Here is a 20,567-nt window from a genome sequence, read left to right on the forward strand (position 1 = left end):
AAACCACCCTGCAGGTACTGCACGAGAAGGGGAAGTCTTCTACCAGCCGCTCCTATATGTGGCTATACCGGACCAGCGGCAATGCTGAGCACCCCATTGTCCTGTATGAGTACCAGCCCAACAGGAAGGCGGAGAGGAAAAAACCAGCCGTGAGCCCAGCGAAGCGGGTCGCGGCTGGGGAGGAGGAGCAGTGGAATGAGCGAGCTCTGCCGCATGCGACAGAGCGAGGGATATGGAGCTTGCGACGAAGAGGGCCCACGCCCGGTGAAAATTTGACGAGGCGCTCACCACCATTCCCAAGGAACAGCAACCTGCCTCCAAACCGGCAGAAGCCCTGTGCTATTTTGCAAAGCTGTTCCAGCTGGAGCAGGAGTTTGCCCCGTTGACGCGGAAGAACGATTTACCAAGCGTCTGGAGCAGGGAAAACCCGTTCTGGGGGCTTTGTTGGCATGGGCAAATGGGCTGAAGCCTCAAACCGCACCCAAATCCGCCCTGGGCAAGGTGCTGCACGATCTTCTGGAGCAGTGGCCTTATCTAGTGCGCTATCTGGAGGACGGCAGGCTGGAACTGACCAACAACCGCGCCGAGCGCAGCATAAAGCCCTTTGTGATGGGCCGGAAGAACTTCTTGTTCTGCAATACCCCGGGTGGGGCACAGAGCAGCGCTGTCCTTTACAGTCTGATTGAAACCGCCAAGGAAACCGGCCTGGATCCTTACCGCTACTTGCTGTGGGTTCTGGAGAGTGCCCCCAAGTTGGCACAGATAGCCGATAAAGCCTGGGCTGAGAAACTAATCCCTGCTCAGGCACCGGTAAAATGCAAAGCAAACGGATAACCTGGTGTTACTTGAGCCACGGCAGATGCCGTGGCTCTTCTGCTGCCCCCGGTTTGACGGTTACCCGCGAACGCGGCTGCTGATGTGGGCAGCGCTGAAATAAGGCCTATTTCCAGTGGTGAGGACCGGGGAGGGGCGAGGAAGAGTAATAGCGCCGCCCCTGCGCAGGCGGCCAGGACCAGAGACCTCAGCTCGGGCGATGCTTCATTGTGGTTTTTGGTTTCAGCCCTGTGTTTGGCCTTCTGTGTACCCAGCCACAAATCAGAGAGGGAAGGTTTTTCATATTTTTAAAAATTTTTGCCCAGGGCAGCTCCGATCCGGGAAGGGCGGCCGGCAAGGGTATGGAATTACGAGCCCGGCTGTGATATACTGTTCCTGAACAACTCCGCTGCAAATCGGGATGGTATTCAGATGGTTTGACAGCACCACCCCAAAAATTTTTTCTATTTTGATAAAACCGATCGGCGCTGATGATGCACTATCTATTAGAATCAAAAATAGAAAGGAAGTTGTCCCATGAAAACGCGCAGACTCCTAACCCTGGTTCTGACCCTGGCACTGGCCCTTGCCCTGGCCATTCCCGCCCAGGCGGCCGACCTCACCTACGACGTCCCCGGCGGCAAGCTCTACTTTGACGCCGCCACCGGAACCATCACCCGGTCCGACGAGACGGTGACCGAGGCGGTCATCCCCTCTGAAATCTACGGCGTGCCCGTCACCGCTATCGGGGATTACGCCTTCAATCAGCGCAGCGATCTGGCCAGCGTCACCATCCCCGACACCGTCACCACCATCGGGCGGCAGGCCTTTGGCGGCTGCCGGTCTCTGACCCAGGTGGTCCTGCCGGACAGTGTCACCTCCCTGGACCAAGGGGTGTTTTCCGGGTGCAGCGGTCTGACCAGTGTGACCCTCAGCAAGAATCTGACCTCCATCCCCCGGGAGACGTTCCAAACCTGTTCCTCCCTAACCGGCGTCACCCTCCCCGAGGGGATTACTACCATCGGGCGCGACGCCTTTGCCGGTTCCGGCATCACCAGCCTGACCCTGCCCAGCAGCGTCACCACCCTGGACGGTTCGGCCCTGTCCAACTGCAAAAGCCTGACCAGCCTGTACATTCCCGACAGCGTGACCTATCTGGGCGAGTGGGCCATCAGCTACTGCACCAGCCTGACCAGTGTGCGCCTGCCCAACGGCATCAAGACCCTGCCCATGCGGCTGTTTGAGGACTGCATCAGCCTGGAGGACTGTGTCATCCCCGACGGCGTGACCCAGATGCGGGATGTGTTCCGGTTCTGTACCGGCCTCAAAACGGTCACCATCCCCGCCAGCGTCACCTTTATTGAGAGCGGCACCTTTTACGGCTGCGACAGCCTGACTGACGTCTACTACGGCGGTACCGCCCTCCAGTGGAGCCAGATCGAGTTGGGCGGCCTGAACGACGGCCTGGATCAGGCCACCATTCACTTTGCCCAGCCGGTAGCCGGCTTCACCGACGTGACCACTTACGACTACTACGCCGACGCAGTGCAGTGGGCGGTGAACCAGGGGGTCACCACCGGCACCGGGAGCAATACCTTCTCTCCCGCCAACACCGTCACCCGGGCCGAGGCGGTCACCTTCCTGTGGCGGGCGGCTGGCTCTCCCGCCCCCGCCTCCATGACCTCCCCCTTTACCGACGTCACCGACACCAGCGCCTACTACTACAAGGCTGTCCTCTGGGCCGCTGAGCAGGGCATCACCAGCGGCGTGGGCGGCGGGGCCTTCGGCCTGTCCAACCCCCTGGCCTATGACCAGATCTTTACCTTCCTGTGCCGCTTCGCCGGGGAGAGCGCCGATGGCGACGATTGGTCTGCCGCCGCAGTGAACTGGGCCCAGTCCAGCGGCCTCACCGACGACCTGAGCTTCTCCGCCGCCGCCAGCTGCCCCCGCGCCGACGTGGTATACTGCCTGTGGAAGCAGCTGGCCTGACGCTTCGCAGATCAAAAAACGACAGTCTGCCTGCCGATGAAAATGGAGATTGATCTGAGGATGAAAGAACAGATGAAACGAGTGTTCTCCCTCCTGCTGGCCCTGGTTTTGCTGGTGGGGGCCCTGCCCGCCCGGGCGGCGGGCTCTGCCGGGCAGGCCTCCCTGGCCGCCGGCAGCTACCTGAGCGCCTACATCAACGACGCCGGCGAGCTGTATACCTGCGGCCTGAACAACGGGTATCAATTGGGCTACGAGCAGACCAACTCCGGCATCGGCACCCCCGACGAGCAGACCGGAGTGCAGAACAAGTTTACCAAGGTGATGGACGACGTGGCGGCGGTGGACTTCGGATGGAACCAGACCGCCGCCATCCAGACCGACGGCTCCCTGTGGATGTGGGGCAGTACCTACAGCGGCCAGCTGAGCGTCAGGGAGGAGGGCCTCCAGATTACCCCCAGGAAGGTCATGGACGATGTGGCCCAGGTGAGCTGCGGCGGCAACTTCACCGCCGTGGTCAAGACCGACGGCACCCTGTGGACCTTCGGCTACGGCTACGACGGGACCTTGGGCAACGGCGCCGAGCGGGACAGCGCCGTGCCCCAGAAAATTATGGACAATGTGGCCATGGTCAGCTGCGGAGCCGACTTTGCCGCCGCCGTCAAGACCGACGGCTCCCTGTGGACCTGGGGCTCCAACCGGGCGGGCCAGCTGGGCTTTGAGCCGGTGAAGACCGGCTCCGGCCTGTTTTCCAGCACCGAGCCCCAGCTCACCCCCAAGAAGGTCATGGACAACGTGGCCCAAGTGGAGTGCGGTAACTCCTGCATGGCCGTCATCAAGACCGACGGCTCCCTGTGGACCTGGGGGGAAAACAGCAGCGGCACCCTGGGCCAGGGCACCAAGGAGAGCACCTGCGTGCCCAAGAAGATCCTGGATGACGTGACCCAGGTGTCCATCTCCCTGAACTCCACCGCTACCGCCTATGCCGTCCAAACCGACGGAACTCTGTGGGCCTGGGGCTCCAACAACTCCGACTATCTGGGCTTTGACGGCGGCAACGACAGGCCCATCCAGACCGTACCCGTCAAGCTGCTGGACGGCGTGGCCGCCGTGAGCACCGGCGGCATCCACACCATTGCCCTGAAAACCGACGGCTCCCTGTGGGCCTGGGGCTATGACAACGGCGGCGCCCAGGGCCGGGGCACCAACTATCCCATCTGCTATGCCCCCAGCAAGGTGCTGGACAGCCTGACCACCTCCGCCGACCAGCCCTCCATCGACCCGGAGACCGGCTTCACCGATGTGAAGGCCACCGACTACTTTGCCGACGCGGTGGCCTGGGCGGTGGAGGAAGGGGTGACCCAGGGCACCGGCAGCAATACCTTTTCCCCTGAGCGAACCGTCACCCGGGCGGAAGCGGTGACCTTCCTGTGGCGGGCCGCCGGATCCCCTGACCCCCGGTCCTCCCTCTCCGTGTTCAGCGATGTCACCGATAAAAACGCCTACTATTATGACGCCGTGCTGTGGGCGGTGGAGCAGGGGATCACCAACGGCACCGGCGGCGGCCGGTTCGACCTGACCGGCACCCTGGCCTACGACCAGATCTTCACCTTCCTGTGCCGCTTCGCCGGGGAGGAGGCCGGCGGGGACGACTGGTCCTCCGCCGCCGTGGCCTGGGCCCAGTCCAGCGGCCTCACCGACGGTCTGAGCTTCACCGCCAAGGCAAGCTGTCCCCGGTCCGACGTGGTCTACTGCCTCTGGCGGCATCTGAACGGGGGGAAGGTCGGGGAGAGCCAGCAGACCCCGCCGGAGGAGGATCAGCTTACCCTAACCGGCAATCAGGCCCTGGCGGCCGACATTATGGCCGCCCTGATTGGCGGCTACAGCAGGGTGGATCTGACGGACTATGATGTGGATCTCAGCGACGCCAGGGAGCTGGCGCGGGAGCTGGCAGATGTCCTCTGGGAGAACCCCTATCAGGTGGAATACATCACCGGCACCATGGACATAAGCGGCAAGTCCCTGTACCTGACCATCAACTACCTCGGCGGCGCTGCCGCCAACGGGGCCTCCCGGGCCGCCATGGAGAAGGCGGACGAGATCCTGGCGCAGGTGGTCACCGACGGCATGAGCGACTATGATATCGCCAAGGTGCTCCACGACTACCTGGTGCTCAACTGTGCCTACGACTACGACAACTATCGCCAGGGCACCATCCCCTCGGAATCCTACACCGCGGAGGGGGCCCTGCTGAAGGGCACCGCCGTCTGTTCCGGCTATGCCAATGCCTACCAGCTTTTGATGCAGCGGGCGGGCATCCCCTGCGAGTATGTCTCCGGGTATGCCACCGGAAGCCACGCCTGGAACGTGGTGGAGATCGACGGGCAGTGGTACCACGTGGACGCCACCTGGGACGACCCCGTCCCCGACCGGGAGGGCTATGTCCGCTACGACTACTTCCTCAAGAGCGACAGCTATATGCGGGCAAACCTCCACAGCAGATGGACCTCTGACCGGGTCTGCACCAGCACCAGGTACGACGACGCCGACCTGCCCGACACCAACGAGTAGCTCAAGCAGGCGGAGCAGGCACAGGAGCAGGAGCAGGTGGACGCCATCCTGGCCCTGTGCGCCCCCGCCCTGGCAAACGTCCCCACCTGGACCCAGGCCGGGCTCCAGGCCCTCTCCGACCAGGAGCTGAACGACGCGCGCTACTTCACCATTGACCTGTCCGGCTCCGGCTATGACTCCTACACCCTGTCCAAGTACAGCCGGGATGTCATTGACGCCGTCATCGCCCAGCACCCCGAGTTCGCCTACGGCTCCTTCCAATTCCGGGATATGTGCTTTGAGTTCCGCCGGGACGACGTGGCGGCGGAGATGAACCACCGGCATGCCATCAAGGAGGAGAAGGCGCAGCAGCAGAAAGAGGAAGAGGCCCAGAAGGCGGAAGAGGAGGCCCGGAGAGAGGCCCACATCCAGGAAATCCGGGCCTACCTGGAGAACCTGCTCCAGACCGGGGAATTTGAGGAGCAGTACATCACCCTGCCCGGCTACGAGGTGTCTGAGATCCGGGCGGCCTGCCAGGAGATGACCACCGACGGCTATCAGTTTGGAGAGTATCGCTATGACTCCTCCGCCGGATATCCCGACTATGAGCTCACTGCCCTGGCGGACGGGAGGATTTGTGTGGAAAATATCAAGTGGGCTGAGAATGAGCCAAACGACATCTATGCCACCTGAGCGGCCGAGCGCATGAAAGAGAATTACAGCTTTGACGGCTTTACCGCCGGGGTGGACTATATCATTGAGGCCCAGGGCGGCTCCCCGGATGCGGGAGCCCATACCATTCGGGTGTCGTACCCCAATCAAACGCAGTCGGGAGACACCCAAGAGAAGCAGGGCCAGGATCAGGATGCCGAGGCAGAGGGGCAGACGCCGGATCCTGATACCGGAACAGGGGAGCAGGGGTAATGCCTCAGAGCGCCAGACGTTTTCAGAGAGGATGAGAGGATGGACAAGTACAATCTTTCCAGCCTGATCCAGTGGTGCAGAGAGGGCAACCCCTACGCGCAGGAAGAGCTGGTGCGCATTACCCAGAACCGGATTTACTTCCACTGCCGCAAGATGCTCAAACAGGAGCAGGACGCCCTGGATGCCACCCAGGACATTTTAATTATCACTCTGACCAGCCTGGACAAACTCCGGGACCCCAACGCCTTCTGGGGGTGGGTGAGTGGAATCACCGCCAACCAGTGCAGGCGCCTGCTCAGCAAGCGGGGGCAGGTCTGGCAGATCCCCGAGGATGAGGAGGGCAACAGCATGCTGGACCAGGTGGAGGATCTGGACCAGCAGCGGGTGCCCGACCAGGCCCTGGACAACCAGGAGACCCGCCGCATGATTCTGGAGCTGGTGGATGGCCTGCCCCCAGAGCAGCGGATGTGTGTGCTGTTCTACTACTATGACCAGATGAGCGTCAAGGACATTGCCCAGGCCATGGAGGTGTCAGAGGGCACCGTCAAGAGCCGTCTCAACTACGCCCGCAAGGCCATCAAGGCCGGGGTGGAGCGCTACGAGAAGCAGGGGGTCAAGCTCTACGGCCTGTCGCCCATTCCCTTCCTGCTCTACTTCCTGCGGGTGGAGGCCCAGCACGGGATGGGGAACGCCGCTGCCCAGGCCATGGCCCACCAGGTGGTGTCGGCCTCCCTGGCGGCAGCCGGCGGGGGCGCGGGGGCCTCTGCCGCAGGGGCCGCCGCATCTTCTCAGACTGCCGCCGCCGGGACTGCGGCTGGGCAGAGCGCCGCCGCTGGGGCGGCGGGGGCAGCTGCCGGCACTGCGGGAATGGCCGCGGCGGCCAGCGGTATCTCCGCCAAGGTGATCGCCGGGGTGCTGGCCGGAGTGATTACCCTGGGGGGCGGCGGCCTGGTGCTGTCCAACGTGCTGAACAACTCTGCCGTCCATGCTGTCCCCACGCCCACCCCGGTGGTCCAGCCCCAGGCTCCCGTCTCGGCGCAGGCCACTGCTGTGCCCACGCCCTCGGTACAGCCCACCCAGCAGGCTTTCTCCGCCCAGCAGCCCGAGGTGGTCCGCACTGACCTGACTCCCCCCATTGACAACGCAGAGGTCTATTTTGAGATCCCTGTCTTTGCCGACGCCACCGGGGGCTATGCCGTTATCAATGAATTTTTCCAACGCAAGCAGGAGGAATTTTTCTCCCCGGACAATCAGCTCCTGGCCGAGCTGCCTGAGATTGCCGCCCAGATGCGGGAGACCCTCCCCGGGGATACCTGCTCCTATGTCGTCTCCGCCGCTGTCCACGACTCCACGGAGCAGATATTCAGCGTAAGACTGAAAAACAGTATGTACTTTGGCGGGGTGGTTTCCGGGGAGAACGAGTGCTATATCTTCGATCCCCAGACAGGGGAGCAGCTGAGCCTGAGTGACCTGGTGTCTGTAGACAGCGTGGAGGAGCTCAAGGAGTTCATTGTCCAGGCTCTGGTGGAACAGTACCCCTGGCTGGACTCCCGGAGCGATATTCTGGAGAACGTGTACGATCTGGATTATACGATGAATGACTTCAATTTTTATGTCCAGGACGGCCTGGTACACATTATATTTGACAAGTATGAGATCGCCGAGGGGGCGGCTGGGATCTTTTCGGTCTCTCTCCCCCTGACACTTGACCTGCTGTCCTGACGGAAAAAATTTTTAAAAATGAGCCCGTCCCGGAAAAACAGACACGAAAATACCGGAAAAACAGAATGAATCTTCGATTTTCAGCTTAATGCTCATTCGTGCTGCCTGAGACGCCAGGAGGCCTGCCTCTAACTGCGACGGAGACAGCCAACCCAGTGCGGAATGCAGCCGGACGGTGTTGCAGAAGGCCTCCAGATAGGCGAACACATCAGCCTGAGAGCCGTCCCTGGTGGGGTAGTGGTTGAGGTGGATCAGCTCACACTTGAGGCAGCTGAAGAAATTCTCCGCCACGGCATTGTCGTAGGGATCGCCCTTGCGGGACATGCTCTGCCGGATGCCGTAGGCGTCCAGCTGCGCCCGGAAGGCAGACGCCGAATACTGGACGCCCCGGTCACTGTGGAAAGATGAGCCCCTTGGGCGGTTTGCAGCGGCGTACCGCCATGCGGAGGGCTTCCAGCGTCAGAGGAGTGTCGATGCGCTCCAAAAAGGCATAGCCCACGATGTTCCGGGTGCACAGGTCCTTTACGATGGCCAGGTAGAGCCAGCCTTCCCCGGTGGGAATGTAGGTGATATCGCCCACCCAGGCCTGATTTGGACGCTCAAAGCAGAACTTTCGCTTCAGAAGGTTGGGCGCGGGCGGATGGTTGTGCCTGGAGTTGGTTGTGACCCAATAGGCCCGGCGTCTGGCCGAAACGATCCCGGCAACCCGCATCTGGCGGTGGACCCGCTTGCGGGAACACCCGAATTCCGGCTTGAGCAGGTGGTACAGGCTGTCCAGCCCCAGAACGGGATACTTTTGGTGCAGCTCCACCAATCTCCGCCGCACATCTCAATGAGCGTCTCTTCTACGCTGCTCTCCCGGCGGCGATACCGCTCAATAATGACAGTCTTAAAGGAGATTCCCTTGAGCTTAGGTACCTTGAGGGTGACATCCCCGGAAGTGGTGGTGAGGTTGCGGCTATAGTGGCCGCTCCGGTAGCCCTGGCGCTGCTCGTTACGCTCGTATCGGGCTGCCTGGGTCAACTTTTCTGCCTCGGCCTCCAGCAGCTCGTTGAGCGTTTCCTCCACACTGCCTCGCACCAACTCCTTGAGCTGCCCCCTGATTACTTCCTCGTTTAGCTGTACAATCTTTTCTGACATGGTTTGCTGTCTCCTTTCGAATGGTGTGTCGCGACTTCATTCTACCAGAGATCTGCAAACCATGTCTTTTTTGTTTTTGCGAAACTTATTGGACCTGTTGACAAAAGAGAATTTTAGATTGAAAGTTTATGTTTTTTAGCCCGGATTTACAGCTTATATGAGAACAAAAGGATAGCTTTGACTATCCTTTTTAGGTTTAATGCCATGACAGCTAAGAGACATTCCTCTGTCACAGCTGGAATGCCCCGTTTCCGAATCTTTGACAGGCCGTGTTCTCGTTTCAGTACGGAGAATGAGCCTTCCGCCCATATTTTACGTAAACGCATCATATGCCAGTAGGTATCACTGCCGATACGTTCATGCCCTCTATAAAAGGCGGGATAGCAGCTGCTTCCAAGGATTCTGCGCCGGATACCTGTTTGTTTAAAGCAGATCGAGTTTCTCTCACAGAACTTACAAGTGTCATCCTGTACCTGATAGCATCGCAAATATTTTCCCGTTGTCTGGCTGCAGTTCAATCGTTTGTAGACAAGCTTGGTACCTTCCGTGCAGCAAAACGCATCCTCCTGAGGCAGATAGTAAAAGCCGTACTTTTCCGGAGAGTTACAAAACTGAATCGCAGGAATATATCCGGTAATGCCCAGCAACTCCAGCCCACGATGAACAGCACCCGTATCGTAACCACGGTCCAAGGCAATCTTTTGCATTGGAACTCCATTTTGAATCTGCCGCTCCAGATGCCGCAGAACCAGTAAACTCTCTTTTTCATTCGCCGGATACACGTCTACTCCGGTTATAATTCCATATTTACAATCGACGGTCGTTTCCATCAGATAACCGATACCGCTCTGCGCTGCTGCTCCCGGTTGTGGCGGCTGACCTGGCCCAACTGCAGCCCTGCGCTCTTTAGCCAGCTGCGCAGGGTGTCAATGCAAATGCCCAGGTCTCGGGCTACTTACCTGGGCTCCCGACCTTGCTCGGTTACCATTCGTGCCGCGCCGGCTTCGAACGCCTCGTCATAGCGAGGCGGCGGTGTCCCTTTTTTGCTCTTTTGCTGTTCCATTGTTTGGCCCCTTTCCTTTCTATTTTACGACAGACTTTTCTGTCACCAAGTATTAGCTCCAAATTGGAAACCATCTGTATGGCATGCGCATCCAAAAAAGAATTTTGGATACTTATATGCGAGGAAAAGACGGCGGATGCGCCTTGCCCCAAGCATTCCTGGCCCTGTCTTGGACTTCTGGCCCGATGTTGTGTTAAACATCCAGCATCGAGCGGAAGAATAAAGCAGGGCAGGGCGGGCCCGGCAAAGGAAAATCCACGGCAGCTTTTCTTCGTATTTAGGAATGGGGACCGCAGTGAATGTGCTCTCGCTTTGTGATACATTGGCACTTCCCATGCCAAAAGGCCAGGGGTTACAAAATACAGATAGGAAAGCCTACGGCGTAAACTGTGGGAGTATGTCAAGATGTTTTCGACAGGAACTCCCTTAAGGTTTCTCTTTGGTGCTTGCTTTAGTTATCTTTGTATAGTACAATATATAGTACAAGATATGGTGCATAATATGGAGCGGAGGTGTGTACTATGATTGCAATCAACTTTTCGACTGCCCGTGGCCGACTGAAGGAGTTCTGCGATAGAGTGACCGACAGAGGAGAGACGGTAATTGTAACCAGAAAAGCTGAAAAAAATGTGGTGATTATCAGCGAGGAACGGTTTAATGAATTGGAGAAAGCAGAGCGGAATGCCGCCTATCTCGGGAAACTGGAGAGAGGTCTGGAGCAGGTGCGCGCCGGCTTTGGGATTGTGAAGACGATGGAGGAACTGGAGGCGATGGAGGGCGATGGCACATAACATTACCTTCTCGCCTGACGCCTGGGCGGATTACCTGTACTGGCAGTCAGAGGATAAGAAAACGCTGAAACGGATCAATAAGCTGCTCCGGGAGCTGCAGCGTGATGGAGCAGTGCAAGGCATGGGGAAAGCGGAGCTGCTGCGTAAGATCAAAGGCATGAGCAAGCGCATTGACGATACGAACCGGCTCGTCTATACCGTTGAAAACGACAGCATTATCGTGTTGTCATGCCGTGGACACTATGAGGATTGACTGAAGCAAGAGCAGAGAACTGGCCAGGGAGAGCTCCTATCTTATGCACGATTTGCTTGTAGCGTGCTGCGAAGATGTTGCCAAAATAGAGGTGTCCAGACCAATACCATTTTCCGGAAGTTAACCACAAAGTTAGGCGTCGATGAGGATGCCCTATCCAAGATGATGCTGGCCTATCTGGAGACAGCAAAGCGGGAACGGGACAAGAGCCGATTTTCCAAACTGCTGCAGGAGAACCTTGGCCCATCGGCCCATCTGATTCTCCGGTGGAGCTGCGGAACTCAATCCAGGGAATTTAGCAGGATGGATCGGCGGCCTGCGCTGAGAAGCATGGGCCGCCCGTTCTTTTTGGCTTTTCAGTCGCTATATTGCCGTTCATCTGCGGTCGGTGTAAAATGCTGATAGCCAGCTGGATCGCTTAGAGGAATCTATCCTCAAACCTGACAAGATGTTGGAGCAATTCCGGTTTTTTGACAGGGAGCCCTGGTGCAGCCGGAATCTGTGGATTATGTCAATGGACAACTATCTGGTGTCCTACGTCCCAGACCACCAAGAAAGCCCATTAAAGACCGTTGCGGTGCTTCGTGTTAGCCAATATCATCCTCCCGAAAGGAGAATGGACATGACGCAGATCTCTTTGTCCGACCTGAAAGTAAACCCCGGAAAGTATGTCAGCATGGCGCAGGAGCAGGAAATTATGATTACGAGAAACGGGAAGATTATCGCCAAAATCGTCCCGGCAAAGCAAGATAAAAAGGCTGCATGGGAACAGATCAAGAGCGTGATCGGAGCACCAGAGGTGCAGATGACCGATGCTGAAATTGACACGGCGAAAGAGGAGCGCATCCTGGGTTGAAGAAAGTAGTGTTTTATACGAATGTGATCCTCAACGCCTCTATGGGGCGAGATAGGTCTGAAATGGCTCAGGAGCTCATAGGAAGTTTGCTCGGACAGCAAAATGGAGGGGGCATACATGCGGTTGCAATCATTGCTCGACGAAAAACTGGAACAATGCCTGGAACAGGGCCTGGAGCAAGGCAGAGTGCAGGGGAAACTCTCAATGCTCCTGGAACTGTATGCCGACGGCACCATCTCGTTGGCTGACGCCGTTAAGAACAGCAACATGAGCGAGGAAGAGTTTCTTGCCTTCGCAAAAGGGAAACTAAGAACACCTAATCCATTGTAAGAAGCCCCAGGCGAAAGTCCGGGGCTTTTCTTATATACAAAAGAAACTTGTGGGTCTGTTTCTGCTTCCGTTGCTCCGCACTTTGGTCGTGACTACTGCCCGATGCTATCCATTCCGATATCCACAATGGTCCTTTGTTTCCACATACTATTGCTGCAGAGCATTCCTTTGAAGAAACGCAGCGATTTTTGCAAAGATAGAACAAATAATGAGGAAACCCAAGCACGATGAATTTAAACTGTCTGCAATGAGGAAATAATGATACTTTGGCAAGTATGTAGCACGATTTTCTGCGTTTTATACTACATACAGAGGAAACTGCATACGTAATAGCGCAGGATCAGTGACTGCTTATAGTGCTTTTGGGTAGGCAAAGTCTTTCATCTGAGGGGAGATTTGTCGTTTGGGCAAAAGAGCAATCGTAAGATGGCGCAGTGGTCCAATATGTGCACAATATGTGCACAATATGGGCATAATATGGGAGTAATATGCAAATAGAACAGTCGGAGATTTTTTGTAATATGCAGATAATATGGTGATAATAGTCGCAATATAGATATAATATGGCAATAATATGATTAAAATATGATGATAATATGCAACTTTTGTCGGGGCGATTGCGATGTCGATGCGATGCATCGTGCCAGTAGTCATAGGCAGCACATAGAAGAGCTTGGTGTGAGCAATTTCTTGCGCCTTTTCTTTGTATATAAGACGCGATGGAAGGTGGGCTATGCTGTGCTGGCAAATCATATCTGATTATGATGTGCGGGTATTATATGTAAGGAGTTATATAACGACAATCATCAGCAAGTCAGTTACAATATATAAAATGCCCCAAAGGTTCGGCCAATACACTGGAAACCTTTGGGGCACATTGATTTGCGTATCTATATGTGGTTAGCGGGTAACACGGTCATCTAACATTCTCCCATGATCCCGCGGTCAAGGATGAGCTTGACCAACTCAGCACCCGCTGTTTCATCCCCTCCACATCCAGCACGCCCAAGGCAAAGCCCTTCCGGACCAATTCCTCCGGAATATATTCATCGTACTTTTCAAATACAGGGACTTCTTTAGGGTAGAGCAACTCCAGCGGATCAAACTCCTTTGTGGCCTCCTCTGCTGCGATTTGGAAGAACTCTGATTCGGTGGCTTTCATTGTAAATTGGAGGTAGTAGGGACGGGAGGAATGCAGTCCCTTCAGTTCCAGGCGCTGCCCGCAGCGCAGTTTTAAAAACCGCTCCAGAGCCAGGAAAGCGTAACTGCCCAGCCACGGGAACAGGGCCCACATATTTCCGCCCAGATGAACCAGCGGAAGGTCCGCCATGCCAGCCTTCTGAAAGGTGTTCCGAGCATCCTGTAGCCTGTACACCGCGTGGCCCATGAGATATGGATAGGATGTGTCCTCCTTGAGGACCCGGTACATCTGCTCCAGAATGCGGGTATGGATATCTCCCGCCACATCGCCAAAGTAGGCCGGGATATTCCCCTTGACCAGAGTGCAGTAGACCACTCGCTTTTTGTGGTCCACCTCCTCAACAACCCAGACACGACCGGCAATGGCAATCTTGTCTCCAACAGGGGGCGGCTTTACAATGGTGCCAAGTTCTTCTGAACCAGAGCGCACGGAGTACTCGATATTCTCACGAAATACCGCGTAAAATTTATAGTTGTTGACGATCCGCTCTCCAGTGAGGCCCACGATCAGGCCGCCGTTTTCTGTCCGGCTGATGTGGTCAAGCTCCAACAGATGCCGCAGCAGCAGGCGGTAGTCGTCCTGGCTTACCCGCCGGAAGGCGGACAGCGTCAGCACACGGCTGGCAAGCTCACCGGGGGTCATCTCCCCGCAGGAGGCCAGGGTGCTCATGGTCTGGTGGTACAGGAGGCTGTACGGCAGCCGCCCGGTACGCGGCGGCTCCACAAACCGCTCCTCGATGTAGAGCTGCACCAGGGCGATGCCCTGGATGAGATACCATGGGATCATCTCTGGCAGCATGGCCCTGGGCTCCGGGTGGTCCTCCCGCATGACGAACCACATCTCAGACGGATTCCCCCGGCGGCCTGTACGCCCCATGCGCTGAAGGAAACCGGAGACGGTGAAGGGTGCGTCAATCTGGAAGGCCCGCTCCAGTCTGCCGATGTCGATGCCCAACTCCAATGTGGCGGTGGCGCAGACGGACATCCGGGAGTCGTCGTCCTTCATTTCTCCCTCCGCGCTCTCTCGGTAGGAGGCAGAAAGATTCCCGTGGTGGATGAGGAAACGGTCCGGCTCATGGTTTGCCTCACAGTACTGGCGCAGCGTCTGACAGACCGCCTCGCACTCCTCCCGGGAATTGGTAAAGATCAGGCACTTTTTGCCCCGGGTGTGCTCGAAAATATAGCCGATCCCAGGGTCGGCCGCCTTGGGCGCGGTGTCCGTGGGTGCCTCAAGGGCGAACATTTCTGGTGGTGCGGATGGTGTTCCCTCGTCCGCCTGAGGGGCAGTGTTAAAGAAGTGTTCCATGGACAGCCGCCACACCTCCTTGCCTCCGTCAAACCGGGGGATCACCGTCCGCCGGCCGCTGCCCGCCGCCAGGAAGCGCCCCGCCGCCTCCGGGTCTCCGATGGTGGCGGAGAGGCCCACCCGTCTGGGATCACAGCCTGCGGTTGCGCACAGCTGCTCAATGAGGCAGAAGGTCTGGAGTCCCCGGTCCCCCCGCAGCAGGGAGTGGATTTCGTCGATCACGATAAAGCGCAGGTCGCAGAACAGGGAAGGGAGTTCCATGTGTTTGTTGATCAGCAGGGATTCCAGGGACTCCGGGGTGATCTGCACAATTCCAGCGGGCTTGCGCAGCAGCTTGCGTTTCTGAGACTGCGGCACATCGCCATGCCAGCGGGTCACCGGAATGCTCGCTTCTTGGCACAACTCTGTGAGGCGGCCAAACTGGTCGTTGATCAGGGCTTTCAAGGGAGCAATATAGAGTGCTCCCACGCTGTGGGGCGGGTCTTCATCCAGCAGCGTCAGAATGGGAAAGAAGGCGGCTTCTGTTTTCCCGGACGCCGTGGAGGCGGTGAGCAGAACATTGTCCTCTGTTCCGAAAATCGCCTCTCCGGCGGCGTTCTGCACCCCACGCAGGGCCCGCCAGCCGGAACGGTAAATATAATCCTGGATAAAGGGAGCATATCGCTCATACACATTCATATCGTAAACTCCGCGAAATTCTGTTCCGTCTGGTCAGAAACGGCCTCCGACTTGGCATAGGTAAAATCCTCTGATTTCATCAGTTCATCCATAGTCATGGCAGGGTTCTGATAGAGCAGGTCCATGAGTTCGATAAAGTCCCGGATCACCTCCCGGGGCGTGATGTTCTGATCCGCCCCGATCCGGGAGTATTCCAGCCTGATGAAGTCTGCAAGCGCTTCCGTGCCGATGTTCCGCTGATAGCCGTAGAGGTCGGCATGGATCTCGGCCAGCTTTTCGCACAGCACCAGCATCTCCTCCGGCGTCAGCGGCTCCAGACGGATCACCGGCCCCAGCAGATCCCGGGCCCCCGGCCGGGAAAACTTACCCTCTGCCAGCCGGGAGCGGAGAGCTTCATAGCTGTACAGACCCCGCCGCTTGTCCTCCACAGCCTGTGGCGTGGCTCCCATGACGATGCCCAGATACCGGGCCTTGCCCTGGAGGGCATCGTTATACATGGCCAACAGCTTCTCATAGTTGTACTGACGGGTGATGGCGTTGGGAATTTTATAAAGATTGACCAGCTCGTCGATAAAGAGTATCATACCTGCGTATCCGGCCATACGGAAGAACACGGCAAAGAGTTTCAGGTAGTCGTACCAGTCGTCGTCGGTGATGATGAGATTGACCCCCAGGGCCTCCTTGGCCTCCCGCTTGGTGGTGTACTCCCCCCGGAACCAGCGGACCACGTTTGCCTTCTGTTCATCGTTGCCCTCCAGATAGGCGTGGTAGTACAGGGAGAGAAGCCGGGCGAACTCAAAGCCATGAACCAGCTCGCTGACGGCGGCGGTAACGGCATAGATCTTCTGGTCCACCGCCTTTGCCAGGGCGGGATCGCCAGGCTCCAGTCCGGTCTCCCCCACGGCCTGGGCCTGTACACTGCTGATCCACCGGCCCAGTACCAAGGTCAGGGCGCCGCCCTCCGGTTTGGTCTTGGTGGAGAGGTTGCTGATGAGTTCCCGGTAGGTAGCCAGGCCCTGGCCCCGGGTCCCCTGGAGCCGCCGCTCCGGGGAGAGATCCCCGTCGGCCACAATAAAGTTTTTGTCCATCACATAGTTGCGGATGGCCTGGATCAGAAAGCTCTTGCCCGAACCATACCGTCCCACAATAAACCGGAAGGCTGCGCCGCCCTCCGAAATAATGTCCACATCGTGAAGGAGCGCCTCAATCTCATTTTTTCGTCCCACGGTGATATAGGGCAGGCCGATCCGGGGAACTACACCCCCCTTCAGGGCGTTCAGAATGGCCTGTTCCATCCGCCTTGGGACTTTATTTGGTCTTTCATTCATTCGTTTTGCCTCCAAGCAGTTGTAAAAGGTCGTCCCGGTAGTCCCCTACCAAGGTGATGGTATTGCCGTCGCACTCCAGGACATTGTCGCCGATCTCATCAAACAGGGCTTCGTTGATGGTATCGGCTGCCACGGCGGGCATCAGGTGGCGAGCCTTTAGCGTGGCCTCGACAGACTCGCCCCGAAGGAGGGCGAGAAGAATGGTGCTGTGCAGGTCGTCCAGCGGGGCAAAGCTGCCGCTGTCTGCGGTCTCCGGCTCGTTTCCAGTATCCGGCCCGGCAGGCAAGGAAGCAGGGCTGCTTTCCGGGCTGGCTTCTATCCCCACGTCCATCTCATCTCCCGTCAACAGGCTATCTCTTGTGACGCTCGCATCCTGACGGATCTGCTCTAAGCTGGAGAGGTTGATGGTGATTTTTGGCCGTGCGGCCTCCTCATCTGCCTGTTGTTGCGCTTGAATTGCCGCTTCCACAAAGGAAGTGATCCATGCCTCACCTACTTTTCTTTTGAGGTAATGGCCGGTCTTTAAATGATTTCGCAGAATACGATCTGTTTCATGCAGAAAAGCGCGGTATCGAACCAGATCAAAATTCCGTTTATCAAAGCACTTTTCACGCCAGGTGCCGTTTTGAACATAATACTCCCTGCATGGATTCAGAACATAAGCGGTATCCGAATACCTCTGGGATTCCCAATAGATCGCATTGGCAAAGGGCTCCCATGTAGAGACTTTTTTGGGTCCAAAACAGGCTGTAAAAAAACCCCTGCCGTTGGGAAAGCATGATTTTGATACACGGCGCCAGGATGATGCAAACAGGTGTTTTCCCTGCGTCCCGAACTTCTTGATTACTGGAGACTGTACCAACCGTTTCTCTCCGAATACGCATAATGCGGAAAATACCTCTTCATCGGAAGCTGTCTCCGATGAGAGAAGAGACGCCAGAGCAGTATCTTGCACCCAAATAGTTGAGTCAGTATATTGCTGGACCAAAGCAGGGGGTAAGCGGTAGAGTACTGCATATGCCAGCATCCAGCGGTGGAGATTGCTTCGCATCCCAGAATCGCCGAAGCCGGAATCCAGAAATCCTATCTCAAAGGTCCGCAGCTTTTGAAAGGTGTCTTCTGGCGACTGAGCACCGATTCCGTTGAGCAGCTCATAGAGATAAATGTAGGCCAGTGATGTGGCGATAGGCTGAAAGTCTCCCTTTCGGACATGGGTACGCCAAGTAAAGTAACCCCGTAGCTGCTGGACATTCAGATCATGGTAGGTGGGATAATAGCATCGAAATGTTCCGGTCCAGGGTAAGTTGTCCTCATAATCTTCCATGAACTTGCCCTGACGGTAGAAATTCCAACATTTTTCCTCAAAACGGCCGCCATTATATTCGTAGAGCGCCTGCATCTGCCGAATTTTTGGCGGCATATCCGGCTCATCGGGGTCAAATACCGTGCGCTGGACGGGCAGCGGCGTATCCGGGTAGATCACCATAGACTCGGTGGGTGCATGGTCCAGTACAATGGTATAGCCCTGCATGTGATCCGAGTAGACAGCCAGATCAAAAAGGCGAAAGACCACATCGGAGTCTGTCGTATCATTAAATTTGACACCCACCCACTTGTTTCCTTTCATACGGAATGGAGTGGACAAATAGGGCTCCGGACGTTCCGGAAGATTCTGTTGTCCGCATTTGAGATCACACAGCTGAATTTCTTCCCCAGTCTCAAAGTCCCACTGACGCATAAGCAGTGCCAGCCACTTTCCAGTGTCCGGATTCACCAGAACAGAAAATCCCGGAAAATCCGCCCATTTGTGCTGTTCTTGAATATGAAATTTTTCTTCCGCATAGGTGGTCAATTCCGATAGATCCAAAGTTGTACCTCTCTTATGCAACATACTGATGTTTGATAGAGGGACTGTATCGTCTGCCCCGATTTTTATAATAAATTATACTCTATTTGAGGTGAAAAGCAACTACAGAGGATGACTGCCCGGATATTTAAGAAGAGGAATCTTATAACATCATGTAAATATAAGTTGTGCTCTAAATCGGTTTGTTGAGGTGCCAATATCCATACAAAGAACCGTGAAAACCCGCAGTCTGACCGTATGCTTATATACAAAGAAAAAGAGAGACAAGTGAAACTGCTGTTGAGTGAGTTCCATGTCTGGGGCTCCTGGCACGATGCAGGAGACCAATCAAGCTTGCAACCCAATCAGTTATCTGCAAAAAATTGGGAGCGTTGCAAACGGTTGTTCTGCAACGCTCCCCCCTTTTTTACATCAACAAGGGCGAATGTGTTATCAGGTCCACACCATTGCTGTAGTTACAAATCCATTTCCGGGTACATCCGTCTAAGATCAAAGCTTCGACTCAATGTAAGTACTCAAACTCACACCAGCCTGGGATGCATTCTGCTTGACACGCTTCAGGATCTCCGTAGACAGACTTACGGGGATTGTAGTCTTGCTATCGTCCTCGGCAACCTCGCCAAAGATTTCCTCGTATTCGTCGCCATCGAGATATTTCTCGGCCCATTTCCGCGCCTCATCCCAAGTAAAAGGGATGATCTTGCTGCTGCCACAACACGAGTTCGAACCCTCGGAGACTGCATATTTGGTGCAGGGTCCTCCGCGACCAAACAGAAAGAATTCTCCGTTACTCTTTCGATAAAGTTTTTCGCGAATGTGGTAGAAGTCGCGAGTGTCCCCTGTATTGCACCAGTAGCCAAGAAGTTCCGCTTTCTCTGTGTCATAGCATTTTCCATTGATGATTTTTTTCATACTTATGTTCCTTTCTTAACGTGTATTGTCATTTGTTACTGACATAGCTATTATATGCGATGCGTTGATTCCCTATTTTAACCAGTTGATTTGAGGGGAAATAAGAAATTGAAACAAAAAAGCTGCTAAAGTCGTCAAAAAGACGACGATAGCAGTTTTTTAATGCATTGATTGCGTTTGAATCTAAAAACTACGGTTTACCCTTGTATACCTGATGGAACGCATTTCACTATTATATAAAACCATAACAATGGGAATTCTAAGGAAAGGGGATCAGCCCGTGCTGCGGTCGGCGAAGAGGAGCTGCAGCTGGCTGAGCACCAGGTCCCAATTCTGACATCTGACGTGCCAGTGCTTTACAATCCGCTGAGACGCCAGGTAGAGCATCCTCCTCAGAGAATCGTCGTTGGTAAAGCTGGGTTTGTTTTTCGTGATCTGCCGGAACTGCCGGTTCAGGCCCTCGATGATGTTGGTCGTGTATATGATTTTCCGAATCTCGGGCGGGTATTCAAAGAAAGTGCTCAGGACCTCCCAGCTCTTGACGCAGGAGGGATACTGCCTGCGCCAGGTATCAGAGAACCGGCGCAGGTTCTCTTCCGCCTCGTCCAGGGTAACGGCGGTGTAAATCTTCTTCAGGTCGGCAATGACCTTCTTGATGTCTTTATAGCTGACATACCGGGTGGAGCTGCGGATCTGGTGGACGATACACCGCTGTAGACGGCTCTTGGGATAGACCGCACGGATGGCATCCATCATGCCGCAAAGACCGTCAGTGCAGAACAGATAGACGTCCAAAACACCCCGGCTTTTGAGGTCATTCAGCACATTCAGCCAAAATTTGCTGCTCT

General features: G+C 56.1%; 19 protein-coding genes and 1 pseudogene. 11 read left to right on the plus strand and 9 right to left on the minus strand.

Annotation, left to right across the window (positions count from 1 at the left end; all coding sequences use genetic code 11):
• Positions 1–8: 8 nt before the first annotated feature.
• From H6B51_RS18480 to H6B51_RS11860, 7 genes are all read left to right on the plus strand, one after another.
• The gene (locus H6B51_RS18480; protein ID WP_418055072.1) at positions 9–386 is read left to right on the plus strand and encodes an IS66 family transposase; all 378 of its coding nucleotides are present in this window, start codon (positions 9–11) and stop codon (positions 384–386) included.
• Positions 337–834: an IS66 family transposase gene (locus tag H6B51_RS11835; protein WP_204883887.1), complete on the plus strand. Its 498-nt coding sequence runs from the start codon at positions 337–339 to the stop codon at positions 832–834. Before H6B51_RS18480 ends, H6B51_RS11835 begins: the two co-directional genes overlap by 50 nt.
• A 516-nt stretch (positions 835–1,350) precedes the next feature.
• Entirely contained in the window at positions 1,351–2,802 is a 1,452-nt protein-coding gene (locus H6B51_RS11840; RefSeq protein WP_204883888.1) for a leucine-rich repeat protein, read from the plus strand.
• 72 nt (positions 2,803–2,874) lie between these two features.
• On the plus strand, positions 2,875–5,370 hold the full coding sequence (locus H6B51_RS11845; RefSeq protein WP_204883889.1) for an RCC1 domain-containing protein: 2,496 nt from the start codon (positions 2,875–2,877) through the stop codon (positions 5,368–5,370).
• Between the two features lie 36 nt (positions 5,371–5,406).
• A complete protein-coding gene (locus H6B51_RS11850) occupies positions 5,407–6,042 on the plus strand; it encodes a hypothetical protein (protein WP_204883890.1) in 636 nt (211 codons plus the stop codon).
• 12 nt (positions 6,043–6,054) lie between these two features.
• Positions 6,055–6,273 carry a hypothetical protein gene (locus H6B51_RS11855; protein ID WP_204883891.1) on the plus strand — a complete coding sequence of 73 codons (219 nt, stop codon included), beginning with the start codon at positions 6,055–6,057 and terminating at the stop codon, positions 6,271–6,273.
• 39 nt (positions 6,274–6,312) lie between these two features.
• Complete coding sequence (locus H6B51_RS11860) at positions 6,313–7,995, plus strand: sigma-70 family RNA polymerase sigma factor (protein WP_204883892.1); 1,683 nt, start codon at positions 6,313–6,315, stop codon at positions 7,993–7,995.
• 12 nt (positions 7,996–8,007) lie between these two features.
• On the opposite strand, the gene H6B51_RS11865 is transcribed toward H6B51_RS11860, so the two are convergent.
• The 4 genes and pseudogenes from H6B51_RS11865 to H6B51_RS11880 form a co-directional block, all read right to left on the minus strand.
• Positions 8,008–8,346, minus strand: coding sequence for an integrase core domain-containing protein (locus H6B51_RS11865; protein WP_275967533.1), 339 nt, complete (start codon positions 8,344–8,346; stop codon positions 8,008–8,010).
• Positions 8,347–8,386: 40 nt separating this feature from the next.
• Positions 8,387–8,806 (minus strand): DDE-type integrase/transposase/recombinase, encoded by a 420-nt coding sequence (locus H6B51_RS11870; protein WP_204883893.1) that lies wholly within the window; start codon positions 8,804–8,806, stop codon positions 8,387–8,389.
• A gap of 14 nt (positions 8,807–8,820) precedes the next feature.
• A pseudogene (locus H6B51_RS11875) lies at positions 8,821–9,135 on the minus strand (transposase); the annotation flags it as partial.
• A 146-nt stretch (positions 9,136–9,281) separates the two neighbouring features.
• Positions 9,282–9,965 carry a transposase gene (locus tag H6B51_RS11880; protein ID WP_204883894.1) on the minus strand — a complete coding sequence of 228 codons (684 nt, stop codon included), beginning with the start codon at positions 9,963–9,965 and terminating at the stop codon, positions 9,282–9,284.
• A gap of 754 nt (positions 9,966–10,719) precedes the next feature.
• Between H6B51_RS11880 and H6B51_RS11885 the strand changes: the two genes are divergently transcribed.
• The 4 genes from H6B51_RS11885 (at position 10,720) to H6B51_RS11900 (ending at position 12,428) form a co-directional block, all read left to right on the plus strand.
• Positions 10,720–10,989 (plus strand): type II toxin-antitoxin system Phd/YefM family antitoxin, encoded by a 270-nt coding sequence (locus tag H6B51_RS11885; RefSeq protein WP_204883895.1) that lies wholly within the window; start codon positions 10,720–10,722, stop codon positions 10,987–10,989.
• Positions 10,979–11,242 (plus strand): Txe/YoeB family addiction module toxin, encoded by a 264-nt coding sequence (locus tag H6B51_RS11890; RefSeq protein ID WP_204883896.1) that lies wholly within the window; start codon positions 10,979–10,981, stop codon positions 11,240–11,242. Before H6B51_RS11885 ends, H6B51_RS11890 begins: the two co-directional genes overlap by 11 nt.
• Before the next feature lie 514 nt (positions 11,243–11,756).
• Positions 11,757–12,098, plus strand: coding sequence for a type II toxin-antitoxin system Phd/YefM family antitoxin (locus H6B51_RS11895; RefSeq protein WP_204883897.1), 342 nt, complete (start codon positions 11,757–11,759; stop codon positions 12,096–12,098).
• 117 nt (positions 12,099–12,215) lie between these two features.
• Entirely contained in the window at positions 12,216–12,428 is a 213-nt protein-coding gene (locus tag H6B51_RS11900) for a hypothetical protein (RefSeq protein WP_204883898.1), read from the plus strand.
• A gap of 916 nt (positions 12,429–13,344) precedes the next feature.
• Here H6B51_RS11900 and H6B51_RS11905 read toward each other — a convergent pair.
• The 5 genes from H6B51_RS11905 to H6B51_RS11925 all read right to left on the minus strand — a co-directional run.
• Positions 13,345–15,612 carry a DEAD/DEAH box helicase gene (locus H6B51_RS11905; RefSeq protein WP_204883899.1) on the minus strand — a complete coding sequence of 756 codons (2,268 nt, stop codon included), beginning with the start codon at positions 15,610–15,612 and terminating at the stop codon, positions 13,345–13,347.
• The gene (locus H6B51_RS11910) at positions 15,609–16,940 is read right to left on the minus strand and encodes an ATP-binding protein (protein WP_204883900.1); all 1,332 of its coding nucleotides are present in this window, start codon (positions 16,938–16,940) and stop codon (positions 15,609–15,611) included. The genes H6B51_RS11905 and H6B51_RS11910 overlap by 4 nt, the downstream gene beginning before the upstream one ends.
• On the minus strand, positions 16,933–18,807 hold the full coding sequence (locus tag H6B51_RS11915; protein WP_204883901.1) for a TerB N-terminal domain-containing protein: 1,875 nt from the start codon (positions 18,805–18,807) through the stop codon (positions 16,933–16,935). Before H6B51_RS11915 ends, H6B51_RS11910 begins: the two co-directional genes overlap by 8 nt.
• Before the next feature lie 489 nt (positions 18,808–19,296).
• Positions 19,297–19,719 carry a hypothetical protein gene (locus H6B51_RS11920; RefSeq protein ID WP_204883902.1) on the minus strand — a complete coding sequence of 141 codons (423 nt, stop codon included), beginning with the start codon at positions 19,717–19,719 and terminating at the stop codon, positions 19,297–19,299.
• A 273-nt stretch (positions 19,720–19,992) separates the two neighbouring features.
• The coding region (locus H6B51_RS11925) for an IS256 family transposase (RefSeq protein WP_204883903.1) at positions 19,993–20,567 on the minus strand (575 nt) is incomplete at its 5' end.

Origin of the sequence: Pseudoflavonifractor phocaeensis, from assembly GCF_016901955.1 — a bacterium.
Lineage (GTDB): Bacteria > Bacillota > Clostridia > Oscillospirales > Oscillospiraceae > Flavonifractor > Flavonifractor phocaeensis_A.

Bases quoted from the DNA above. Each gene is read 5' to 3' on its own strand.
- H6B51_RS11900 (WP_204883898.1), top strand. From the start codon at position 12,216: ATGCGGTTGCAATCATTGCTCGACGAAAAACTGGAACAATGCCTGGAA.
- H6B51_RS11895 (WP_204883897.1), top strand. From the start codon at position 11,757: ATGGACAACTATCTGGTGTCCTACGTCCCAGACCACCAAGAAAGCCCA.
- H6B51_RS11845 (WP_204883889.1), top strand. From the start codon at position 2,875: ATGAAACGAGTGTTCTCCCTCCTGCTGGCCCTGGTTTTGCTGGTGGGG.
- H6B51_RS11910 (WP_204883900.1), bottom strand. From the start codon at position 16,940: ATGAATGAAAGACCAAATAAAGTCCCAAGGCGGATGGAACAGGCCATT.
- H6B51_RS11880 (WP_204883894.1), bottom strand. From the start codon at position 9,965: ATGGAAACGACCGTCGATTGTAAATATGGAATTATAACCGGAGTAGAC.
- H6B51_RS11885 (WP_204883895.1), top strand. From the start codon at position 10,720: ATGATTGCAATCAACTTTTCGACTGCCCGTGGCCGACTGAAGGAGTTC.
- H6B51_RS11860 (WP_204883892.1), top strand. From the start codon at position 6,313: ATGGACAAGTACAATCTTTCCAGCCTGATCCAGTGGTGCAGAGAGGGC.
- H6B51_RS11920 (WP_204883902.1), bottom strand. From the start codon at position 19,719: ATGAAAAAAATCATCAATGGAAAATGCTATGACACAGAGAAAGCGGAA.
- H6B51_RS11890 (WP_204883896.1), top strand. From the start codon at position 10,979: ATGGCACATAACATTACCTTCTCGCCTGACGCCTGGGCGGATTACCTG.
- H6B51_RS11905 (WP_204883899.1), bottom strand. From the start codon at position 15,612: ATGAATGTGTATGAGCGATATGCTCCCTTTATCCAGGATTATATTTAC.
- H6B51_RS11840 (WP_204883888.1), top strand. From the start codon at position 1,351: ATGAAAACGCGCAGACTCCTAACCCTGGTTCTGACCCTGGCACTGGCC.
- H6B51_RS11855 (WP_204883891.1), top strand. From the start codon at position 6,055: ATGAAAGAGAATTACAGCTTTGACGGCTTTACCGCCGGGGTGGACTAT.